This window comes from Streptococcus infantis SPAR10 (assembly GCF_000279535.1).
GTDB lineage: Bacteria > Bacillota > Bacilli > Lactobacillales > Streptococcaceae > Streptococcus > Streptococcus infantis_I.
Map to the genome: position 1 here is coordinate 209,465 of NZ_ALCH01000004.1, position 17,735 is coordinate 227,199.

Here is a 17,735-nt window from a genome sequence, read left to right on the forward strand (position 1 = left end):
GAAGAGGCTGAGATTTATATTTCTCGGCCTCTTAGTGTTCTTAAAATGTTCCGATACGTTTGAGTGGCCAGAAACGGAATTTTGCCTCTCCAATAATATCTTTTGCTTTAAAAGTACCAACATGTCGGCTATCACTAGATACCAGACGGTCATCACCAAGTAGGAGGTATTGTCCCTCTGGAACAGTGAAGGTGAAGCTAGTGTTGTAATTTACATCTAAGGTGAAAGCTTGAGCTTTTTCAGCAATGCTTCTGAAATACTCGCCTTTTTTTCCATCCCAACCTTCTCCAGTATAGGTAGATTGGAGTTTATCCTCTTTAAATCGTTTGAGGTATTCTGCCAAATATGGTTCATCAGTTTCTTGACCATTGATATAAAGTTTGTCGTTTTCAAAACGTACGGTATCACCCGGTGTACCGACAACACGCTTAACGATATCCTTGTTTCCGTCGTCCTCATGGGCAACTACGATATCGAAGCGATTGATAGGGAGGTGTTTGACAACAAAGAGGATTTCTCCATCAGCTAGAGTAGGGTCCATAGAGTGTCCTTCTACACGCACATTACTCCAAAGAAAGATACGACTAAGCCCTACTAGTGCGATAAGTAGGAAGATAATTCCCCATTCTTTTAAAAAATCTATAATGTATTTCATAATTTACCTTTCTAGCATTTTTTTTGCTTTATCAGTATTTTTAAAGTGTAGTTTGGCGGAGAAGTTGAGTCCCTGCATACCGTAAGCTTGAAGGACTTGGCTAGCTATCTTGTCGGAAGCCGTTCCAGCCCCGCTTGGAAGTTGAAAACCAAGTTCTCGGCCTAGATTTTCAAGATTTTCTAGGAAGAGATCACGCGCAATAATGGAGCTAACTGCAACAGCCAAGTACTTGCCCTCAGCTTTTTCCTCTAGCATGACTGGATTAGGAAAATGATTGGCTTCATTTTTTAGGTACTTTTCATAATTTTGTGAGCTTGTAAAGGCGTCGATAACAATTTTTTCAGGCTCAACTCCCTTTTGAAGGAGGAGAAAGATTGCTTGATTGTGAAGAGCTACCTTAACAGAAACGGCGTTGTAGCGCTCACCGATGACTTCGTTATACTTACTTGGCGAAAGAAGGAGTGCTTGATGTTGAATCTTCTCCTTAAGAAGGGAAGCAAGCTGACGAATCTTTTGGTCAGTTAGTGTTTTAGAATCTCCAACCCCGAGTTTTCGTAAAAAGTCATGCTGATCAGGAGTTACAAATGACGCCACTACAGCCAGACCACCGAAGTAGGAACCATTTCCAACCTCATCTGTTCCAATCAAGGGGAAATTTTGCCCGCTAACTACTTGTTCTACTTGATAACCAAAAAATCTAGCATAGCTTTCAGCAGCTTCTCCTTGCAAGAGGACTTTCCCAGATGTATAGACGGAAACACTAGCTTGCGGAAGTTTTAAAAAGTAGCGAATATAGGGATTTTTACTAGGAGTGAGTGCATGTTCATGCTTTTGAATAAAAGCCTGAATTTCCTTTTCACTCGGAGTTAATGTGATACTTGCCATAGTCTCTATTGTACCATAAAAGCGCTAGAATTGGTAAAAACTGACAAACTAAGTGAAATTTGGTATAATATCTTGAGGTGAATTTTATGGCAAATTTAAATCGATTCAAGTTTACATTTGGGAAAAAAACATTAACGCTGACAACTGAACATGACAATCTTTTCATGGAGGAGATTGCTAAAGTTGCGACGGAAAAGTATGAAGCAATCAAAGAACAAATGCCTGGAGCTGATGATGAGACAGTAGCTATTCTCTTAGCAGTCAACTGCCTATCTACTCAGCTCAGTCGTGAGATTGAATTTGATGATAAGGAGCAAGAGTTAGAATCGCTCCGTTATAAAGTGGTTGCGGCTAAACAAGAGCAGAGTAAGATTGAGGATTCCCTATGATTTCCATTCTACTCTTATTAATCCTTGCTTGGAGCTTTTATATTGGCTACCGCAGAGGAATTATTTTGCAAGCATATTATCTTGTAGCAACGATTGTCTCAGCTTATTTTGCAAGCAAATATTACCTAGCTTTAGGGCAGAAGTTCAATTTATTAATCCCTTATGCTAATCCGCAGGAAGGACAGGGAACTTTCTTTTTCCCATCCAATCAACTTTTCCAACTAGATAAGGTTTTTTATGCAGGTGTCGGCTTCCTCTTAGCCTTTACGATTTTTTACTGCATCGGCCGTTTGCTTGGTCTTTTTCTAAACCTAGTACCAAGTAAGATACTTGATGGAAAATATTACCGTATAGGTGCGGGTGTGCTATCAATCGGTGTGACCTTGTTTGTCCTCCAGATGATGCTAACGATTCTCGCGACTGTGCCATTACAAATTGTTCAAAATTCACTTGAAAATAGCTTTGTAGCTAGACATATCATCCAAAGCATTCCATTCTCAACTAATTTTATTAAACAGCTTTGGGTTACTAAAATAATCGGTTAAAAAGGGCGGGAACTATTCCTAGCCTTTTGTTTACAATTTCGAAAAGTAAGAAATTGATTTAAAGAGTTGAAAATAAGAAAAGCCATAACTTTAATACTAAGGAAATAAGATGAATACAAAAATACTAGAAACGTTAGAATTTAACAAGGTCAAGGCTTTATTTGAACCTCATCTTTTGACGGAACAAGGACTAGAACAGTTAAAAGAGCTGGTCCCAACAGATAAAGCTGATAAAATTAGACAGGCCTTTGCAGAAATGAAGGAGATGCAAGAACTCTTTGTTGAGCATCCTCATTTCAGCATTTCGGCAACAAAAGATATTGCGGCTACCTGCAAACGTTTGGAGATGGGTGCTGATCTCAACATCGAGGAATTTCTCCTTCTCAAACGTGTCATATTTGCCAGCCGTGAACTGAAAAATTTCTATGATAATCTTGAAAATGTACGCTTGGACCACTTGGCAAATTGGTTTGAGAAACTTCATGATTTTCCACATCTGCAGGGTAATCTCCAAGCCATCAATGAAGCTGGATTTATTGAGAATTTTGCTAGTGAAGAACTGGCACGAATCCGCCGTAAAATCCATGATAGCGAGAGCCAAGTTCGTGACGTCTTGCAAGACCTTCTCAAACAAAAGGCTCAGATGTTGACTGAAGGCATCATCGCTAGTAGAAATGGTCGCCAGGTTCTTCCTGTCAAAAACACCTATCGTAATAAGATTGCCGGTGTGGTTCATGATATTTCTGCCAGCGGAAATACTGTCTATATCGAACCGCGTGAAGTAGTCAAGCTGAGTGAGGAAATTGCCAGTCTTCGTGCAGACGAACGCTATGAGATGATGCGTATCCTGCAAGAACTCTCTGAACGAGTAAGACCGCATGCAGCTGAAATCGCAAATGATGCATGGATTATTGGACATTTAGACTTGATTCGGGCTAAGGTTCGCTTTATCCAAGAGACAGGAGCAGTAGTTCCTCAAGTCTCTGAGGACCAGGAGATTCAACTCCTCCATGTTCGTCATCCCTTGGTGCAAAATGCTGTTGCTAATGATGTACACTTTGGTAAAGATCTAACAGCCATCGTCATCACTGGTCCCAATACGGGTGGTAAGACCATTATGCTCAAAACCTTAGGTTTGACGCAATTGATGGCTCAGTCAGGTTTGCCAATTTTGGCGGATAAGGGAAGTCGTGTGGGGATTTTTGAGGAGGTCTTTGCGGATATTGGAGACGAACAATCCATCGAACAAAGTCTTTCAACCTTCTCTAGTCACATGACCAATATCGTTGATATTCTTGGTAAGGTCAATCAAAACTCGCTTTTGTTGCTAGATGAGCTTGGAGCAGGAACAGACCCCCAAGAAGGTGCAGCCCTTGCTATGTCTATCCTAGAAGACTTGCGTTTGCGTCAGGTCAAGACTATGGCAACCACTCACTATCCTGAACTCAAAGCCTATGGAATTGAAACTGCCTATGTTCAAAATGCCAGCATGGAGTTTGATACAGCTAGCTTGCGCCCGACCTATCGCTTTATGCAAGGCGTACCTGGTCGAAGCAACGCCTTTGAGATTGCTAAACGTCTCGGTTTGTCAGATGTCATCGTAGGTGACGCTAGCAAGCAGATTAATCAAGACAATGATGTCAATCGCATTATTGAGCAGTTGGAAGAGCAGACGCTTGAAAGCCGTAAACGTCTTGAGAATATTCGTCAAGTCGAGCAAGAAAACCTCAAGATGAATCGTGCCCTTAAAAAACTTTATAACGAGCTCAATCGTGAAAAGGAAACTGAACTCAATAAGGCGCGTGAGCAAGCTGCTGAAATTGTTGACTTGGCTCTGGCTGAAAGTGACGATATTCTAAAAAATCTTCACAGTAAATCTCAACTGAAACCACATGAAATTATCGAAGCCAAGGCCAAACTCAAGAAGTTAGCACCTGAAAAAGTTGATCTTTCTAAAAATAAAGTCCTCCAAAAGGCTAAGAAAAAACGAGCTCCAAAAGTTGGGGATGATATCATCGTTTTAAGCTATGGTCAACGAGGTACCTTGACCAATCAACTCAAGGATGGTCGTTGGGAAGCTCAAGTTGGCTTGATTAAGATGACCCTTGAAGAAAAAGAGTTTGACTTAGTACAAGCTCAACAAGAAGCGCCAGTCAAGAAAAAACAAGTTAACGTGGTCAAGCGTGCTGCTGGTAAAGCACCACAGGCTCGACTGGACCTCAGAGGCAAGCGCTATGAGGAAGCTATGGAAGCCTTGGATGCCTTTATCGACCAAGCCTTACTCAACAACATGGCTCAAGTGGACATCATCCATGGTATCGGTACAGGAGTCATCCGTGAAGGAGTAACCAAATATCTCCAAAGAAACAAGCAAGTCAAGAGCTTTGGCTATGCGCCACAAAATGCAGGTGGAAGTGGTGCAACAATCGTAACCTTTAAAGGATAAGAAAAAGCTTGAGGAATCTTATGTATTCCTCAAGCTTTTTCTTTTTCTCGACTAGACGTCTAAAGGTTGTCCAGTATGATTGAGTTGTGTGACAGTAGCAAAGAAATCCTCTCTCATTCGTGTTAAGAGTTGATTAGGATAGATTTTTTCAAAGTTATCAAGAACGGCAAAGATATGTTTTGCAATTTCTAAACCTCTGATGTCATCTTGTCTGAGAAAATTATTAGCACGTTCCATTGATAGACCAATCATATCCACCATTTTTGCACTCAATAAAGGGAAGGTGTTAATTACTTCCAAAGTTTTAAGAGCTAAATTCTCAGCCTTATCATAGTAACCATTAACAGAATAATGTTTGATAGAAGTTCTCATACAGTCAATATAGTAGTCAGCAGTACGGGTTGAATGGTACTCAGTTTGTTTTTTAAGAGTATTTAGTAAATGATAGAGCTTGTAATCTAAAAATTCGATTGAAAAGTGGGGTATGATGGATGAAAAGATTTTTACCTCGATTTTATTCCAGTTATCTAATTCGCTAAGATAATTTTTGATATATTCCAATTCTTGATAGTCTTTTGAAGTTAGAAAAGAATTACCAATAATATTGGCGATAGCAAATTTATTGACTACGCGATTAGCAATAACATAGTGTTCAGAGACACCAGGATTCTCTAAGGGCTTATTAATCAAGCTAAGGATTTTTTTGTATTCACGCTTGTAGGCTAAATTAGCTACTTGAGTCTGTAATTTATGAAATTCAGAAGGGAACATCTTCATTTTGAGAATATCAAAGGTCTCCTTATCAATTCCAATATTCGAGAGAAGCTCATCAAATTTTTGAATAGTAATCCGAGATTTTCCTTGCTCAAACTGACGTAAGAAATGAGGGGTCACCGTTATGCCAGCAGCTTTCTTCTGTGTAAACCCCCTTTCCTCACGAATGAATTTGTAAACTAATCCATATACACTTTCATCTTGCATTTTAAATCTCCTTGAATTTTTTATATTCTTTCATAATTCTACCAGTTTTTTGGTTGACTTTTAGTGAAAAGTAATTATAGTTACGGTTTTTCGGGGGGGGGGGGGGGTAGAATGCTCTACAAGGGTAATTATAGTTACGTTTTTCGTAAATTGAGCGAATAGCATGCTATACTGTAAACGTATGCAATCAAATTTAAGGGAGTTTGTTTATGATTAAATAAAATACAAAGAATTGAAGATTCATATAATAGATGAAAGGGAGAGTAAACAATAAAAAAACACAATATAGTTAGAAGATAATAAAAGACTTGAAAAACCAATTAAAGAATTGGATTTATCATTGTGACAGAAATAAGAAGTTTAACTTAGTAATTTAATCGTTAGTAGTCTTATGATATATTAGAAAAATCAGAGCAAGATAGGTGCAGAGTTAAAATATTATAAGTTTTTAACAGAAGTACTAACACAGTTTAAATCAAATAATGATTAGGAGTGAAATATGAGTAGAGCAATTGGAATTGATTTAGGAACGACCTATTCAGCAGTATCAGTATTATCAGAAACTGGACAGCCGCAAATTTTATTGAATCAAGATGGTGAAAATTTAACTCCATCGGTAGTATTCTTCCAAGATTTTGATGGTAAAGATGAACCACTTGTTGGGATTCAAGCTAAAAACTTGGCAGCAAGTAGTCCTGAAGCAGTTGTACAGTATGTTAAAAGGCAGATGGGAAATCCAAATTGGAAATTTGATTCTCCTAGTGATACAGTTTATACAGCAGAAGAAATATCAGCAATCATTCTAAAAAGATTAAAAGAAGGAGCAGAAAATGCACTTGGTGACAAGGTAGAAGATGTTGTAATAACTGTTCCAGCTTATTTTGATGATGCCCGTAGAACAGCAACGAAACATGCAGGAGAAATTGCTGGACTCAATGTTTTACGAGTTCTAAATGAACCTACAGCTGCGGCTCTTGCATACGGTATATCAGCTGAAAAAAATGAGACAGTATTGGTATACGATTTAGGTGGAGGAACCTTTGACGTCACATTAATGAAAATAAAAGATGGTGAGTTTGATGTTATTGCCACTGATGGAGATCGTAATTTAGGAGGATTTGATTTTGATAATGCCCTATCAATGATTATTGCTGAAAAGATGGAAGAACAGGGAGCAGAGGATATTTATACGGATGAACACTTTACTGCTTTGCTTCGTGAAAAATCAGAGAATACAAAGAGAGGGCTAACAACTGTAGAAAAAACAAATGTCTTTCTTGATTATAAAGGCAAAAGTTATAAAATCCCGGTAACACGTGTAGAATTTGAAGAAGCAACGAAAAGTCTAATGAATCGTACAGAAGAGTTGTTGGATGATGTCGTTGAAGAGTCTGGAATATCATGGGATGAAATTGACCAAGTACTATTAATAGGTGGTTCAACCCGCATGCCAATGGTACAAAGAAAATTAGAAGAGAAAATTGGGAAGAAGATTGTATATTCTATCAATCCAGATGAAGCTGTAGCACAGGGCGCAGCTATTCAGGCAGCATTGGAAATCGCTAATAAATCAGAAAGTGCAGATGTTAGTGAAACAGTTCGTGGACTAGCAGAAAAATTAGTTGTTTCGGATGTGACTTCTCAAGCCTTGGGAACTCTGGCTCTCTCAAATGGTGTGAAAAGAAATACGATTATTATTCCCAAAAATTCCAAGGTTCCAAACAAGCACTCTGAGTATTTTTCAACAGTTGTAGATAATCAACAAAATGTGCTAGTAGAGGTTACTCAAGGGGATGACGAGGATCCACAATTTGTTACTGTTATAGGAGAGAGCACCATTAAATTACCCGGAGACTGGGCAGCAGGAACGGCTTTGAAAGTAACTTATCATTATGATGTTGATCAAACAGTATTTGTAGAGGTACATGATTCAGATAATCACCTATTAGGGACTTTTGAGGTAGAGAGACAAGCAAATCTAGATAAAAATGCTGTAGAAGTGGCCAGTCGTAAAATAAAAGATTTAACAATTGATTAGAGGAGAGGCACAATGTTAGTAACAAACTATTATGAAGAGTTAGGAATTTCAGAAACAAGTTCATTAGATGATGTTAAGAAAAGTATCAAGTCAAATCGAAAACGCTATCGTCAATTGACGGGTTCACCCAATATAGATCAAAGATCAATGGCTGAAAGAAAGATGGAAATTATTGCGCAGGCAGAAAAAGTATTTGAAAATGAAGAAACCAGAAAAAAATATGATGGGGAGTTAGCAATTTCTAAACAAAGTTCTGAAGGAACCCCAGATTCTACTCCAACTAATGATTCTAATACAAGCTATCTTGATTCAGCTAGGCAGGCTTTTTACTCAGGAAAGAAATCATTAGCTTATTCTTACATTGAAGAGGCTTTAAAAATAAATCGAAATGATGCAGATGCCTGGTATTTTAAGGCTATGATTAGCCTTGAAGATCAAAAATTATCGGATGCAGAGCTAGCAATTAGTGAAGCTAATAGATTGAGACCTAAAAATGCAGATATCCTATCCTTGTTAGGTGATGTTTATTGTGAAAAGGATCAGCAAAAATTTGCAATTCAGTATTATCAGGAAGCTTTTGAACTGTCTAATAATTCCTTTTATCTTTTGAAAAAGGGTAGATCTCTATTTTTATTTGAACAGTATAAACAGGCAGCAAAAGATGTTCGATATCTATATGATCATTATTTAGAAGAAAATAAAAATAATGAAGAATATATTTATAACCTTTTATCATGCTCTTATAGAGAAATTGGAGATATTGAAGAAGCCTATAAGTTTGCAAAAAAATTAGTAGATGTTTCGGATTCACTAGAGCATAAAATACACTATGCAAGTATTCTGTTTTTGAAATCTGAAGATGAGTGTGAGAATTATTTAGATACCTTAAACGAAAGATATGGGAACAATAAAGATTTCCAACAGGTATATTTTAGTTTATTGTTAGATATTACGATAGAGCGTATGAAAAAAGCACCTGATACAGACGTTGAGGCATTCTTTAGAAAATATATCGATCGAACAAAATATGAGCATAACGCAGTTTTAGATAATAAGGCGCGTGTTCGAATTGCAGAAGCTTACCTAGCAAAGGCGCAAAAATTAGGAATTGAAGATAAAATTAAAAATACTAATTTTTATAATGATTATATTGAAAATAAAAATTCTACCATTTATGCTACAACACGTCACTCGCAAGGTATGGGATGTTTAATGTTTGTCTTAGTTTTTGTAGCTAATTGGTTTTTGAGTGGTTTCTTTGATAAGTTTGTGCACAGTTTTTGGATTAGTAATGCTTTAAGTTTGGCATTATTATCAAATATTGTCTTGTATTACAATTATCCTAAGGGATGGCAAATAAATAGAAGAAAGAAAGGATAAAGTTCTTATGAGTGAAGAAGTATTGCATGAAAAAGTTTCATATATCGTAGATAAAGTTGAAGATATTGAATCTTTAATTACACGCCGCTTATTAGAAGATAAAGCTAAAAATAGTCTGATTGAAGAACTGAAGCAGTATTTAATCTATAGACAAGATTTAGACAAGGGTGAGAAATTTGCTCCATTTATGAAACAGATTCTTCAAGTTATTGATCGCATTGAATCATCTGAAGAAAAATCAGATTTGCTTATTTCAATTGCTGAAGAACTTCTGCAAATTCTTTCAATGAATGGATTACAAGTTATTGATAATAGTGGCATGATTGACCCAAGTATGCATGAGGTTGTTAATACAGTAGCAGTTACTGATGAACAAAGTGAGAATAATATTGTTGAAGTATTGCAAAAAGGATATTTGTTAAATAATAGGGTTCTTAGACCAAGTAAAGTGATTATTGCTAAATAAGATATGTTTAGGAGGTTGAGAAATTGTTTCGCTTTTTTAAGCATCTTAAAAATAAACTTTATTTTATATTAGGATTTCTTTATGGCAGAAGACATAGTGGTAAGGTTTATCCAAAAACTCCTACTCCTTCAATATCTAAATATAGTGATTTACCCACTATTTCCAGGGCAACTCATAATGGTAAAATGACAGGATTTGAACCACAAAAGCTTAAGAATTATAAACTTTATCAACATGAATTGATGTTTGGAGAACCTGGAAAAGGATTGAATAAATCAGGATTCGATGAATCTGCTATTAATCTTGGCCAAGAGGGAGAAATTAATTTTGCAAAAGCATTACAGAAATCAGGACTTTTAGAAAAATTAGTTACCTTTTGGTCTGTTCATAATCTCAATTTAGAAGATGAAAGAGTAGATGCAGATATTGATTGTGTTATTGTATCTGGGTCTACAATTTGGTTAGTGGATTTAAAGTTTTATTCATCAGGAAATGTGATTTACAGAGAAGAGAATGGTTTATTGTACACTATAGATAGTGCTACAGGAGCTCAAATAGGCAGACCTAAAAAAATGTCTCCTAACATGTCTTATGCAGAAGAAAGTTTTTCCCATAAATTTGCAAATTTATTAAAATTTTATCGCTTGGAAACACGTGTTGTCTTGATGCCAACTTATAAGGGCGCAGGTAGATTGGATAATGTCTTTTGGCCAGGTCATATCAAAGCTGTTAGTCTAGAAGAGATGTTAGATGAGTTATCTAGGGAGGATAAGTTTAAGGATACAATTGGTGGACAGATGATTCGCCAGACATTTAATTTGCTTTTAAAACGCTAATTCATGTAAAATAATAGTAAATAATTTGATGTTATAGATTTCTTAGCCTACAATTTTATATTTAAATTTTGAAATAGTATTTTATTTTTAACTTTTTATAATATGAGTGAAATTCTAAAAATGACATGAAATGAATTGATTATATCATCGGAAATGGTAGTGAAATATTAGATTTTTCCACACTCAAAGATCAGAAAGTCTTTCGTCTAACCAACGCTGAAAAATATATTGACAAAAGATAACATTTCTTGTAAAATAAGTAAAAATTACATACAACACCGAATGAAGTTTAATAGAAGTGGAAGGTCCTTTGACCTTTCATGACTGTAAATGGACGGAACTCTGGAGAGACCGTAAAGGCACCGAAGGGGCAAGGCAGGCAACTGCTCAAACTCTCAGGTAAAAGGACAGAGCAATGATAGAACGATTTTTGGCATTTATCGATGCATTCCAGAGTACATGTTTCTAACATGTGCTCTTTCTTTTGGAGTTGAATAGATAGGAGAGTAGTATGTTAAATTTGCTAAAAGAGCTTGATGCTCTGGTATGGGGACCACCCCTTTTAATCTTATTGGTTGGTACAGGGATTTACTTGACTCTTCGCTTAGGACTCTTACAGATCCTGCGTCTCCCAAAGGCCTTCCAGCTTATTTTTATCAAGGATAAGGCGCATGGGGATATTTCGAGCTTTGCTGCCTTGTGTACAGCCCTAGCAGCAACTGTTGGTACAGGAAATATCATCGGGGGTGGCAACGGCTATCAAAGTTGGTGGCCCAAGAGCTCTCTTTTGGATGTGGATGGCAGCTTTTTTTGGAATGGCAACCATGTATGCAGAAGGACTACTTGCCATTAAATACCGGACTAAGGATGACCATGGTGCGGTTGCGGGTGGTCCGATGCACTATATCCTTTTAGGAATGGGAGAAAAATGGCGCCCTTTTAACAATCTTCTTGGTACTCTTTGCCTTTACCACGATTTTGGGATGGAACTATTACGGGGAACGTTGATTTAAGTTCCTCTTTGGCGTTCGCTTTATCTGGCTTTATCGTGTTGTCTTTGTGCTCATGGTCTTACTAGGTGGATTCATCGAGCTAGATATGGTCTGGGTCATTGCGGATATTGTTAATGCTCTCATGACTCTACCAAACTTGATTGTTATCTTGGACTTATCTCCAGTCGTTATCGCTGAGACCAAGAAGTATTTTGCTACTTAAGCTAATCACACATTTTGTGTGATTTTTTGTTTTCATAAAAAAATCCTATCAACACAATTAAAAATATATATTATACAAGTAGAAAATTCTGTGATAGACTAAGTGTCAAGAAAATGAAAAGAGGTCCTCTTATGACAACATTTACTATCCATACTGTAGAATCAGCACCAGCAGAAGTCAAAGAAGTTCTTAAAACAGTTCAAAAGGACAATAATGGATACATTCCTAACCTTATCGGACTTTTGGCAAATGCTCCAACAGCCCTCGAAACGTATCGCACTGTTGGCGCAATCAATCGTCGCAATAGTCTAACACCCGTAGAGCGCGAGGTGGTACAAATCACTGCAGCTGTAACCAATGGATGTGCCTTCTGTGTAGCAGGGCACACTGCCTTTTCTATAAAGCAAATCCAGATGAACGATGACCTTCTCCAAGCCCTTCGCAATCGTACTCCGATTGAAAGTGATCCTAAGCTAGATACACTTGCTAAGTTTACCTTGGCAGTCATCAATACCAAAGGGCGTGTAGGAGATGAAGCTCTTGGAGAGTTTTTGGATGCTGGCTACACGCAAGAAAATGCCTTGGATGTCGTCCTTGGTGTCAGTTTGGCGACTCTCTGTAACTATGCTAATAACTTAGCCAATACACCAATTAATCCAGAGTTGCAACCTTACGCCTAAATTATAAAAAGGATGGAGTCTGATAGGGTCGGACTCCATTTTTATATGCTTTTTTAATGGTTTTTATGATATACTGATAATAACATCATTATTGGAGATTCACATGAAAAAACTCCCCTTAGCCTTTTCAGGTTGCTTATTGGGTTTAGCTGGTGCAGGAAATCTCATCTTGGATATTTTTCCTCTTTTATCACACATCTTTAGTTTGTCAGGCTTGATTTTATGGTTTTATTTTTTGGTAAGCCACCTCAATAACTGGCATGAAAGCAAGCAAGAATTAAAGAAAGCCCCTGTTTTGTCAGGAATGGCAACCTTTCCCATGGCAGGGATGATTTTATCGACTTATTTGCTGCGAACGTTACCTATGAGCTTGAGCATTGTTGCACAGATTCTCTGGTGGTTTGCTTTTCTTCTAGATGTTTATCTCATCTCATACTTTACAAAGAACTATGCTTTGGTTAAACAAAGGGCCAGTGCAACACCAACTTGGACGGTTCTTTATGTAGGAATAGCAGTAGCAACCTTGACCTACCCCGTGGTGGGCATTGTTGGGATTGCCTATGGAGCTTGGATTTTTGGTTTTATCTTAACCCTTATCCTTTACCCTCTAATTTATCAAGATTTGAGGAAAAATCCATTACCGCTCGCTTTGTTTGGGCAAGAAGGAATCTATTGTGCTCCATTTTCTCTCCTTTTGGCAGCATTAGTGAGAGTAGGAGGATACAGTCTTCCTAGTTGGATTTTGCTAGTTATGATCCTTGCATCACAGACCTTCTTTTTCTTTGTCCTTAGTCGCTTGCCAAGGATTTTAAAACAAGGTTTCCAACCAGCCTTCTCAGCCCTAACCTTTCCAACCATTATCACAGCAACTTCATTGAAAATGTCCCAAGGCATTCTGCAGTTTCCGGTCCTCAACCTCGTCGTTTGGTTAGAGATTATCATTTGTTTAACAATCCTCATCTACGTATTAGTAGAGTATATAGGATATTTAAGGAACTAAAAGAACCCCTAGCACTGAGAAGTGTTAGGGGTTTATTCTATTTTTGGTTTGAGAAGTATTTTGGAACTATTCGAAACAACACAGCTCTAAAACCAGGAAACATTGATACTATCAACCTACATATCTCATTTAGACAGCTTCCCTTATCTTTTTTTGTATTCTTCAAAACTATATCTTGTACAAATTATTTAATCTTTCTAACTCTAAAACATTCATACATACTTCTACTCCAGTAACTACCCCCTTACTATAAATAATTCCACAAGAAAACACAATCCTATCCTCACTCAAAATATTTGACAATACTACAAATGATTCCAAAACATAATCCTCTATAGTAATAAAACAATTGTTTTTATCTTTAAAAAACTCTATAAATCCAATATCCTTACACCTATCACCAAAATGAAACCTAAGTGATTTTAAATAATAATCAAAAAACACATCATTTTCCATAGAAATCCCTTTCATTTTTAAAATATTCTGATATAATCATACAAAAAATAAGTTTTGGAACCATCTAAAACAACACAGCAAGTTAAAATAAGACTTTGTCCGTACACAACTTGAAAAGTGCGTACCGATTCGGTTGCTAGAAAACCATCTGTAAAGAATGGCTTTTTCGTTTTGTAAAAGGAATGAGGCAAACTGTCTTTAAAATCATAAAACGCATAATGTCAGGAATTCAAAAAGATTGATATTATGCGTTTTATCATGAAAATATTTACTGAGTTTTTGCAATAAAGTGAGCTTTTGTCCATCTGCTTATAAACAATAATCCAAGTAGTTTCTTACTTTTCCTTATGTAGTGATAAAAAGCAGTAGACCATAGTCCCAAAGATTGCTCCAATACTAAGACCAAAGACCAGTAAGGGGATCATTATCTCTGTTTGGATGATTTTTTCCAAGAAAGTTGAAAGGGACATCTGTTGAACGAAGAGTTTATGAAAGAGCAACAGAGCAAATAAGCCAATCTCAATACTTATAAATACCAGCCAACTACGAACTTTTATTTGGCGTTTGCTGTAGGTTTTGTAGATGATTTCTGATTTGTCATCCTTTTCAAGATGAAGCTCTTGTACGGCTCTTTGAGCTTTTATACTCATGAACAGAATGAGTCCAAAATAGAGGTAGGGCATAAGCAATCGAACAATTTCGATAAAGCGTCCGAACAAGATATAGAACAGGAAGAGAAAGAAGGAAGAGTAAAAGATTTGGATCATGGAACGGGCGCAAGCCTTGTAGATAACCTCTTGACGGCATTCGTCAAAAGGCCCATGTATATGAAAGAAATTTCGAAGTAAGCGAGTTGTTAAGTCTTCTTTTTTCATGGGTGATTTCTCCTAAATGAACGATGTTATTTTGTTTCTTTTACGAATTGATAGAGATAATAAAGATAAGTGGTAAAAGAAAGGCTAGCGATAATTAATAATAAATAATATTTCCAATCGCTTGAAATAACCGTCAGTTGTGGCAAGGATATAATCATAAAGCATAGTGCTAAGTTGAGTATGCGCGTTTTTTGGGAATCTATCTTTAGATAAGTCAGTCCTTTGTTGAGTGCTGGAACAAAGACAAGAACAAGGACTATTTCGTAGATGGGCAAGTTTCCTGAAATGATGATGAAGGCGAGTAGAGAACTGAACAAAAGATGATAGGTAATTAACGTTACTAGTGATTTCATAAGCTTTCTCCTAATCCTTATCCTGCTCTTTTTTAGCTCTTGTAATGCGACGGGAGATGAGGAACTGTATGCTTGCTCCGAAGAAGATAGAACCGAGAATGCTTGCTAAACCATTTCTTATAGTGAGAAGAGAATTAAAATAGTCCGGACTTTCACCTATGAGTATACTGAGAAGAGGAGTTATAAAAAACATCCATAGACCAAAGAACAAACCTGCTTTAAGACCTGGGTAGTGTAGTTGCTTACTTTCTTTCTCACTCAGCATATCTGGTTCAATAGTTGTAATCCCTGTTTTTTGCATTTGGTAGGTGAGATAGCTAGCAGCGATGAGGGCAATCACTAAAATCAGAGGAGGATAGACCAGAGCCACTAGTTGAGGAAATTTATAGGCTAGAACGAGTGGAATAAGATTTCCGAAAATCATCAGATAAAAGAGGATGATAAAGACTTGGTTACCGATACGATCGGCCTCGCGCCGTTTGTATTCGTCAAGGGGCTCAGAAATGCCGTATGTGCGTTTGATCAGTTTTTCAGTAAAGGTTTCTTTTTTCATGAGTTTGCTCCTTTTTTAAAAATCATCCTCCCAAAAGAGACTGTTGAGGTCAGTTTGGAGGCTGCGGGCGAGATTGAGACAGAGTTCCAGGGTTGGATTGTACTTGTCGTTTTCAATCATATTGATGGTTTGTCTCGAGACACCGATATCCTTGGCGAGCTCAAGCTGGGACATGCCCAGTTCCTTGCGGAATTCTTTCACACGATTCATGCTTCCTCCTTTTTAGATTGTGTCACATATATTTGACTATAGTATATTCTTTTGAAAATAAAATGTCAACTATTTTTGACATATTTTTTGCTAGAAAAAAAGATTGGCCTAGCCAATCCTTTTATTTTAATTCTGATGCATCTGGTAGGTAAGAACCACCGAGATAAGTTTTGCTGAGTTTTTCAAGGATTCCATCTTGGTAGAGTTCTTTGAGAACCTTGTCAAATTGTTCTTTAAATTCTTTTTCGTCGCTTGAGAAGATGATGTAGTTGTTTGGATTGTCATTGTTCTCCAAGTCGACTACGTTCAAGTCTAATCCTCGGTCTTGGATAATTTTTTGAACAGAGATTTTGTCAAATATTAGGAAATCAAATTCACCGTTGGCGAGGTCATTCAGACGCTTAGCCACATCTTCGCCAGAATATTGGATGGTAGCAGGATTGTCGGAGTGGCTTTGATTCCAGTCTGTAACAACCTTGGCAGTAGAAGTTCCAGTGTCATCTTGAGTAGTTTTACCAGCGATGTCTTGAAGAGAGGTAAGAGCCTTGTCTTTTCTGCTCACTAGAACCAAAGGATTTTTTGCGATAGGTAGCGAGTAGAGGTATTTGTCGGCTCTCTCTTTGGTGTAGCTCAAGTTGTTGGCAGCGGCTTGGTAACGTCCAGCATCAACTCCAGGGAATATACTCTCCCAAGCAGTTTTTTGAAATTCAATCTTGTATTGATCTAGTTTTTCATCGACTGCTTTTAAAACTTCAACATCATATCCAGTCAAATTACCATCTTGTTCAAAGTCAAAAGGTGGAATGTCTCCAGCAGTTGCTACGACAATGGTTTTAGGGCTAGCAGTGGAAGTTGAAGTACTATCCTGTTTAGATTGTCCACAGGCCACCAACAAGGGACTAATGGCTAATAATAAGAATAATTTTTTCATGTGTGTCTCCTTTACTTAATGGTATCTAGCTTACCAGACAATCAATCAAATAGCCAATATATATTTTTTATGGAAGTGATAGAAAAATATTATAATTTTTAGTTTGAGTTTGTAATCTAAAATTTAAATCAGAAAAGAAAAAGATAATTTAGGCCACTAATGAAAAATCTCTGCAAGCTCTTTCAGAATGTGGTAAAATGGAAGCAATAGAAATAGAAAAGGAAATCAATTATGAAATTTCTTGAGTTAAATAAAAAACGTCATGCGACTAAGCATTTTATTGATAAACCAGTTGATCCCAAGGATGTTCGAACAGCTATTGAAATCGCAACCTTGGCACCGAGTGCTCACAATAGTCAGCCTTGGAAGTTTGTTGTAGTTCGTGAGAGAAATGCTGAACTAGCAAAATTGGCTTACGGTTCAAACTTTGAGCAAGTAGCATCTGCCCCTGTAACCATTGCCTTGTTTACAGATACTGACCTAGCTAAACGAGCTCGCAAGATTGCCCGTGTTGGTGGAGCAAAGAACTTCTCAGAAGAACAACTTCAGTACTTTATGAAAAATCTTCCAGCTGAGTATGCACGTTACAATGAACAACAAATCAGTGACTACCTAGCCCTCAATGCTGGTTTAGTTGCGATGAACTTAGTCCTTGCATTGACTGACCAGGGAATTGGTTCAAACATTATCCTTGGTTTTGACAAATCAAAAGCTAATGAAGTTTTGGAAATTGAAGAACGCTTCCGTCCAGAACTTTTGATCACAGTAGGATACACAGACGAGAAGTTGGAACCAAGCTACCGCTTGCCAGTAGATGAAATTATCGAAAAAAGATAGGAAG

General features: G+C 37.2%; 19 protein-coding genes, 1 pseudogene and 1 riboswitch. Of the genes and pseudogenes, 11 read left to right on the forward strand and 9 right to left on the reverse strand.

Translation table 11 applies throughout. From position 1 onward, the window contains the following. Nucleotides 1-40: 40 nt before the first annotated feature. On the reverse strand, nucleotides 41-655 hold the full coding sequence (gene lepB / locus SPAR10_RS06305) for a signal peptidase I (protein ID WP_004252042.1): 615 nt from the start codon (nucleotides 653-655) through the stop codon (nucleotides 41-43). A 3-nt stretch (nucleotides 656-658) separates the two neighbouring features. After that, nucleotides 659-1,540, reverse strand: a complete 882-nt coding sequence (gene rnhC / locus SPAR10_RS06310; protein ID WP_004252045.1) for a ribonuclease HIII — start codon at nucleotides 1,538-1,540, stop codon at nucleotides 659-661. An 86-nt stretch (nucleotides 1,541-1,626) separates the two neighbouring features. Here rnhC and zapA point away from each other — a divergent pair, with 86 nt between their 5' ends. From zapA to SPAR10_RS06325, 3 genes are all read left to right on the forward strand, one after another. Beyond that, a complete protein-coding gene (gene zapA, locus SPAR10_RS06315) occupies nucleotides 1,627-1,929 on the forward strand; it encodes a cell division protein ZapA (protein ID WP_004252047.1) in 303 nt (100 codons plus the stop codon). Beyond that, nucleotides 1,926-2,474 (forward strand): CvpA family protein, encoded by a 549-nt coding sequence (locus SPAR10_RS06320; protein ID WP_004252048.1) that lies wholly within the window; start codon nucleotides 1,926-1,928, stop codon nucleotides 2,472-2,474. The genes zapA and SPAR10_RS06320 overlap by 4 nt, the downstream gene beginning before the upstream one ends. Before the next feature lie 109 nt (nucleotides 2,475-2,583). Continuing rightward, nucleotides 2,584-4,920: an endonuclease MutS2 gene (locus SPAR10_RS06325; RefSeq protein ID WP_004252052.1), complete on the forward strand. Its 2,337-nt coding sequence runs from the start codon at nucleotides 2,584-2,586 to the stop codon at nucleotides 4,918-4,920. Nucleotides 4,921-4,971: 51 nt separating this feature from the next. Here the strand turns inward: SPAR10_RS06325 and SPAR10_RS06330 are convergent, their stop codons facing one another. Then, nucleotides 4,972-5,901 carry a helix-turn-helix domain-containing protein gene (locus SPAR10_RS06330; RefSeq protein ID WP_004252057.1) on the reverse strand — a complete coding sequence of 310 codons (930 nt, stop codon included), beginning with the start codon at nucleotides 5,899-5,901 and terminating at the stop codon, nucleotides 4,972-4,974. A 499-nt stretch (nucleotides 5,902-6,400) separates the two neighbouring features. On the opposite strand from SPAR10_RS06330, the gene SPAR10_RS06335 reads away from it, so the two are divergent. The 7 genes and pseudogenes from SPAR10_RS06335 to SPAR10_RS06365 all read left to right on the forward strand — a co-directional run bounded on the left by SPAR10_RS06335 (nucleotide 6,401) and on the right by SPAR10_RS06365 (nucleotide 13,516). Beyond that, complete coding sequence (locus SPAR10_RS06335) at nucleotides 6,401-7,939, forward strand: Hsp70 family protein (protein WP_004252059.1); 1,539 nt, start codon at nucleotides 6,401-6,403, stop codon at nucleotides 7,937-7,939. Nucleotides 7,940-7,951: 12 nt separating this feature from the next. Continuing rightward, on the forward strand, nucleotides 7,952-9,319 hold the full coding sequence (locus SPAR10_RS06340) for a tetratricopeptide repeat protein (RefSeq protein WP_004252062.1): 1,368 nt from the start codon (nucleotides 7,952-7,954) through the stop codon (nucleotides 9,317-9,319). A gap of 7 nt (nucleotides 9,320-9,326) precedes the next feature. Further along, nucleotides 9,327-9,785: a nucleotide exchange factor GrpE gene (locus SPAR10_RS06345; protein WP_004252064.1), complete on the forward strand. Its 459-nt coding sequence runs from the start codon at nucleotides 9,327-9,329 to the stop codon at nucleotides 9,783-9,785. A 23-nt stretch (nucleotides 9,786-9,808) separates the two neighbouring features. Next, the gene (locus tag SPAR10_RS06350; protein WP_004252069.1) at nucleotides 9,809-10,621 is read left to right on the forward strand and encodes a nuclease-related domain-containing protein; all 813 of its coding nucleotides are present in this window, start codon (nucleotides 9,809-9,811) and stop codon (nucleotides 10,619-10,621) included. 332 nt (nucleotides 10,622-10,953) lie between these two features. Beyond that, a riboswitch (glycine riboswitch) is annotated at nucleotides 10,954-11,042 on the forward strand. Nucleotides 11,043-11,132: 90 nt separating this feature from the next. Beyond that, nucleotides 11,133-11,836, forward strand: a pseudogene (locus SPAR10_RS10820) (alanine:cation symporter family protein). A 131-nt stretch (nucleotides 11,837-11,967) separates the two neighbouring features. Further along, entirely contained in the window at nucleotides 11,968-12,516 is a 549-nt protein-coding gene (locus SPAR10_RS06360; RefSeq protein ID WP_004252076.1) for a carboxymuconolactone decarboxylase family protein, read from the forward strand. Nucleotides 12,517-12,619: 103 nt separating this feature from the next. After that, nucleotides 12,620-13,516 carry a TDT family transporter gene (locus SPAR10_RS06365; protein WP_004252077.1) on the forward strand — a complete coding sequence of 299 codons (897 nt, stop codon included), beginning with the start codon at nucleotides 12,620-12,622 and terminating at the stop codon, nucleotides 13,514-13,516. A 168-nt stretch (nucleotides 13,517-13,684) separates the two neighbouring features. Here the strand turns inward: SPAR10_RS06365 and SPAR10_RS0101975 are convergent, their stop codons facing one another. The 6 genes from SPAR10_RS0101975 to SPAR10_RS06380 all read right to left on the reverse strand — a co-directional run bounded on the left by SPAR10_RS0101975 (nucleotide 13,685) and on the right by SPAR10_RS06380 (nucleotide 16,894). Next, a complete protein-coding gene (locus SPAR10_RS0101975) occupies nucleotides 13,685-13,987 on the reverse strand; it encodes a hypothetical protein (RefSeq protein ID WP_025170546.1) in 303 nt (100 codons plus the stop codon). Nucleotides 13,988-14,307: 320 nt separating this feature from the next. Then, a complete protein-coding gene (locus SPAR10_RS06370; RefSeq protein WP_004252078.1) occupies nucleotides 14,308-14,847 on the reverse strand; it encodes a DUF3278 domain-containing protein in 540 nt (179 codons plus the stop codon). A gap of 26 nt (nucleotides 14,848-14,873) precedes the next feature. Continuing rightward, nucleotides 14,874-15,200 carry a hypothetical protein gene (locus SPAR10_RS0101980; protein WP_025170547.1) on the reverse strand — a complete coding sequence of 109 codons (327 nt, stop codon included), beginning with the start codon at nucleotides 15,198-15,200 and terminating at the stop codon, nucleotides 14,874-14,876. A 10-nt stretch (nucleotides 15,201-15,210) separates the two neighbouring features. Further along, nucleotides 15,211-15,753, reverse strand: a complete 543-nt coding sequence (locus SPAR10_RS06375; protein WP_004252080.1) for a DUF3278 domain-containing protein — start codon at nucleotides 15,751-15,753, stop codon at nucleotides 15,211-15,213. Nucleotides 15,754-15,768: 15 nt separating this feature from the next. After that, on the reverse strand, nucleotides 15,769-15,963 hold the full coding sequence (locus tag SPAR10_RS0101985) for a helix-turn-helix transcriptional regulator (RefSeq protein WP_001082478.1): 195 nt from the start codon (nucleotides 15,961-15,963) through the stop codon (nucleotides 15,769-15,771). Between the two features lie 121 nt (nucleotides 15,964-16,084). Continuing rightward, nucleotides 16,085-16,894 (reverse strand): amino acid ABC transporter substrate-binding protein, encoded by an 810-nt coding sequence (locus SPAR10_RS06380; RefSeq protein ID WP_004252082.1) that lies wholly within the window; start codon nucleotides 16,892-16,894, stop codon nucleotides 16,085-16,087. 231 nt (nucleotides 16,895-17,125) lie between these two features. Here SPAR10_RS06380 and SPAR10_RS06385 point away from each other — a divergent pair, with 231 nt between their 5' ends. After that, nucleotides 17,126-17,731: a nitroreductase family protein gene (locus tag SPAR10_RS06385; protein WP_004252083.1), complete on the forward strand. Its 606-nt coding sequence runs from the start codon at nucleotides 17,126-17,128 to the stop codon at nucleotides 17,729-17,731. Nucleotides 17,732-17,735: the final 4 nt, after the last annotated feature.

What these genes read in the sequence shown, in the direction of transcription:
- SPAR10_RS06380 (WP_004252082.1), bottom strand. Translation starts at nt 16,894, where the DNA reads ATGAAAAAATTATTCTTATTATTAGCCATTAGTCCCTTGTTGGTGGCC.
- SPAR10_RS06345 (WP_004252064.1), top strand. Translation starts at nt 9,327, where the DNA reads ATGAGTGAAGAAGTATTGCATGAAAAAGTTTCATATATCGTAGATAAA.
- SPAR10_RS0101980 (WP_025170547.1), bottom strand. Translation starts at nt 15,200, where the DNA reads ATGAAATCACTAGTAACGTTAATTACCTATCATCTTTTGTTCAGTTCT.
- SPAR10_RS06385 (WP_004252083.1), top strand. Translation starts at nt 17,126, where the DNA reads ATGAAATTTCTTGAGTTAAATAAAAAACGTCATGCGACTAAGCATTTT.
- SPAR10_RS06325 (WP_004252052.1), top strand. Translation starts at nt 2,584, where the DNA reads ATGAATACAAAAATACTAGAAACGTTAGAATTTAACAAGGTCAAGGCT.
- SPAR10_RS06375 (WP_004252080.1), bottom strand. Translation starts at nt 15,753, where the DNA reads ATGAAAAAAGAAACCTTTACTGAAAAACTGATCAAACGCACATACGGC.
- SPAR10_RS06370 (WP_004252078.1), bottom strand. Translation starts at nt 14,847, where the DNA reads ATGAAAAAAGAAGACTTAACAACTCGCTTACTTCGAAATTTCTTTCAT.
- SPAR10_RS06330 (WP_004252057.1), bottom strand. Translation starts at nt 5,901, where the DNA reads ATGCAAGATGAAAGTGTATATGGATTAGTTTACAAATTCATTCGTGAG.
- rnhC (WP_004252045.1), bottom strand. Translation starts at nt 1,540, where the DNA reads ATGGCAAGTATCACATTAACTCCGAGTGAAAAGGAAATTCAGGCTTTT.
- SPAR10_RS06340 (WP_004252062.1), top strand. Translation starts at nt 7,952, where the DNA reads ATGTTAGTAACAAACTATTATGAAGAGTTAGGAATTTCAGAAACAAGT.
- SPAR10_RS06360 (WP_004252076.1), top strand. Translation starts at nt 11,968, where the DNA reads ATGACAACATTTACTATCCATACTGTAGAATCAGCACCAGCAGAAGTC.
- SPAR10_RS0101975 (WP_025170546.1), bottom strand. Translation starts at nt 13,987, where the DNA reads ATGAAAGGGATTTCTATGGAAAATGATGTGTTTTTTGATTATTATTTA.
- SPAR10_RS0101985 (WP_001082478.1), bottom strand. Translation starts at nt 15,963, where the DNA reads ATGAATCGTGTGAAAGAATTCCGCAAGGAACTGGGCATGTCCCAGCTT.
- SPAR10_RS06365 (WP_004252077.1), top strand. Translation starts at nt 12,620, where the DNA reads ATGAAAAAACTCCCCTTAGCCTTTTCAGGTTGCTTATTGGGTTTAGCT.
- SPAR10_RS06335 (WP_004252059.1), top strand. Translation starts at nt 6,401, where the DNA reads ATGAGTAGAGCAATTGGAATTGATTTAGGAACGACCTATTCAGCAGTA.
- SPAR10_RS06320 (WP_004252048.1), top strand. Translation starts at nt 1,926, where the DNA reads ATGATTTCCATTCTACTCTTATTAATCCTTGCTTGGAGCTTTTATATT.
- lepB (WP_004252042.1), bottom strand. Translation starts at nt 655, where the DNA reads ATGAAATACATTATAGATTTTTTAAAAGAATGGGGAATTATCTTCCTA.
- zapA (WP_004252047.1), top strand. Translation starts at nt 1,627, where the DNA reads ATGGCAAATTTAAATCGATTCAAGTTTACATTTGGGAAAAAAACATTA.